Below are 3,009 nucleotides of genomic sequence, written 5' to 3'. Positions count from 1 at the left end.
GAGTTTGTCTACAGTCTGAGCTCTTAAGTATGAGAGCTGTTTTTAGTTCGTAATTAAAAATTGACAAATATTAAATATTTGGTAAAATCTAAATAAATCCAGTTTATGTATAATCACACCATTTCTCTTAATACGACTGGATAAAATGTAAGCGGATACAACGGGAGGTGCTGTCTTACGGAGCTAAAAGAAAAAATAATCGAAACATCGCTGACACTCTTTGAACAGCATGGTTTTCATGGCGTCTCCGTTAACGAAATTGTAAAGGAATGCGGAACAAGCAAAGGTGGTTTTTATCACCATTTTTCTTCTAAAGACGAACTCTTATTTGTCATTCATGATTACTTTATTTCATATGTTTTAACGAAAGCACAGGAAGCCATTTCAGCAAGTGCCCACCCAACAGAAAAAATGCAAAAGATTATTCAATCATTTGTTAAAGTTTTTGACCTCTATAAACCACACATCTCAGTTTTCTATCAAGAAAGCATATACTTAAAACCACCTTATGTAGAAGCAATCAAAAAAAAGCGTCAAATGTATAAAGAAATCATATTTTCCGTAATTCAAGAAGGAATTGACAAGGGTGAATTCCGCAGCGAACTGCCGGTTGAAATCACCGGAATGTCTATTTTAGGCATGGTGAACTGGTCCTATAAATGGTACAAAAGGGACGGGGGAAAAACAATCGAGGAAATTGGAGAAATTTACGTCGATTTAATATTACAGGCATTATTAACAAATAAACAAAAAAAAGACGCAATAACCCAGCCATATTTACTAAAAAATCAGATGGCTGTGGATTAACAATAAAATCGCTTGTATTTCACAGACCAACTAGTCGGTCTCATTAGAAAGGGGAATAAAGAAATGGATTTCTCACTTACAAAAGAACAGCAGATGATTAAGGATATGGTAAGAGATTTCGCTGAAAAAGAAATAAAACCAATTGCGATAGAACTGGATGCAAAGTCCATGTTTGCAGAGGATGTATTCAAAAAAATGGGGAAGCTGGGGCTACTGGGGATTCCATTCCCTGAAGAGTATGGTGGTTCAGGCGGAGACACGATTTCGTATGCTATTGCCGTTGAGGAGGTTGGCAAGGCCTGTGGAGGCACCGGTTTAAGCTATGCAGCAGCCGTTTCACTTGGAGCAAGCCCGATTTATTATTTCGGTACCGAGGAACAGAAACAAAAATATCTTATTCCAATCACGACCGGTGAAACATTGGCAGCTTTCGGGTTGACCGAGCCGAATGCGGGATCTGATGCGGGCGGTACGAGAACGACCGCAGTATTAGAAGGTGATGAATATGTGATAAATGGCGAGAAAACATGGATAACTAATGCAAGCTATTCCAGAACTGTCACCGTAACGGCTGTATCTGGAAAAGACAGTCGAGGCAAGAACATCATCTCTGCATACATCGTCCCAACGGATACACCAGGACTAACAATTAATAGTAATTATGAAAAAATGGGAGTTCGAGCTTCTAATACATGTGAAATCATTCTTGATAATGTCCGGGTACCAAAGAAAAACTTATTGGGAGATCCAGAAAAAGGATTCAAACAGTTTTTATTCACTTTAGACGGTGGAAGGATTTCAATTGCCGCGTTGGCGGTCGGTATTGCGCAGGCAGCCTTTGATAAGGCTTTAGCTTTTTCGAAAGAGCGAGTTCAGTTCGGAAAATCTATTTCAAATTTTCAAGCAATCCAATTCAAACTTGCTGACATGGCGATGGAGATTGAATTAGCAAGAAATATGGTATATAAAGCTGCGTGGTTAAAAGACAATAAAAAACCTTTTGCGAAAGAAGCGGCGTTCGCTAAGCTTTTTGCAAGTGAGACTGCGTTCCGAACGAGCAATCAAGCCATTCAAATCCATGGCGGGTCTGGATATATGCGGGAATATGAGGTGGAACGCTATTTAAGAGATGCTAAATTACTAGAAATTGGGGAAGGGACATCAGAAATTCAAAGAATCGTAATCGCCAGACAATTGGGCTGTTAATCTTTTTCGAACGCAAATGAACCAAAATGCTTCTGTTCATTTTGGTGAAAGGCAGATTATTTCTATACAGCAAGAAGCGTTCATACTTACTTTTACTTATTGGGAGGAGTTTGATGTCTGATTTGCTAGATGTTACTATCGGAAAACTGCTTGAAAAGACAGCTGAAGAATACGGTAATAATGAAGCGGTAGTATATCACGAACTAGGTCTTCGTTATACGTACAGTGAATTTGAAAAAGTTTGCCGGAAGGCGGCCCGTGGTTTCATGTCACTTGAGATTGAAAAAGGGGAACATATCGCCATATGGGCGTCTAATAAACCGGAATGGCTGATTTCCCAATTTTCAACTGCAAAAATGGGCGGTGTGCTGGTTACGGTCAATACAAATTACCGCACAAGTGAACTCGAATATCTGCTTCATCAATCGGATGCAACGACGATAATCCTGATGGAACAATTTAAAGATCATTCTTATATAGATACGCTTTATGAGATAGTTCCTGAATTGAAAACGGCTAAACCAGGAAAGTTACAATCTGAAAAACTGCCAAAATTAAAGAATATTATTATCTTAGGTGAAACGCGTTATCCTGGTACGTTTTCGTGGGATGACGTCATAAGCGGAAGCGAATCGGTTTCGGAGGAGATGCTGGACATCCGAATGAAGGACCTTGCTCCTGAGGATGTCATTAATATGCAATACACTTCAGGGACGACTGGATTTCCAAAAGGGGTCATGCTGACACATTCGAATTTAGTCAACAATGGGCTAAATATTGCAGCTTGTATGAAGCTTACAAAGAATGATCGGCTTTGTATCCCCGTCCCACTGTTTCATTGTTTCGGCTGTTCCCTTGGTACAATGGCCTCTGTTACTGTTGGAGCCACAATGGTGCCAATCGTAGAATTCAATCCACGTACTGTGCTTCAGACAGTGGAAGCTGAAAAATGTACGGGGCTTCACGGGGTGCCGACTATGTTCATTGCTGAATTGA

Annotated in this window: 3 protein-coding genes; all 3 read left to right on the top strand. The window is 39.9% G+C overall.

Features of this window, described 5'->3' with window-relative positions; translation table 11 throughout:
* Positions 1-195 precede the first annotated feature (195 nt).
* Complete coding sequence (locus AC1DUW_RS24725) at positions 196-807, top strand: TetR/AcrR family transcriptional regulator (RefSeq protein ID WP_477643715.1); 612 nt, start codon at positions 196-198, stop codon at positions 805-807.
* 63 nt (positions 808-870) lie between these two features.
* The gene (locus tag AC1DUW_RS24720) at positions 871-2,013 is read left to right on the top strand and encodes an acyl-CoA dehydrogenase (protein ID WP_190269623.1); all 1,143 of its coding nucleotides are present in this window, start codon (positions 871-873) and stop codon (positions 2,011-2,013) included.
* Between the two features lie 113 nt (positions 2,014-2,126).
* Positions 2,127-3,009, top strand: an 883-nt coding sequence (locus AC1DUW_RS24715; RefSeq protein WP_477643714.1) for an AMP-binding protein, incomplete at its 3' end; no start/stop codon positions are given.

It is taken from the genome of Peribacillus sp. P4_C12 (assembly GCF_056402095.1).
Note: the sequence above shows the minus strand (reverse complement) of the source record. Positions and strands in the feature narration are given on the sequence as shown.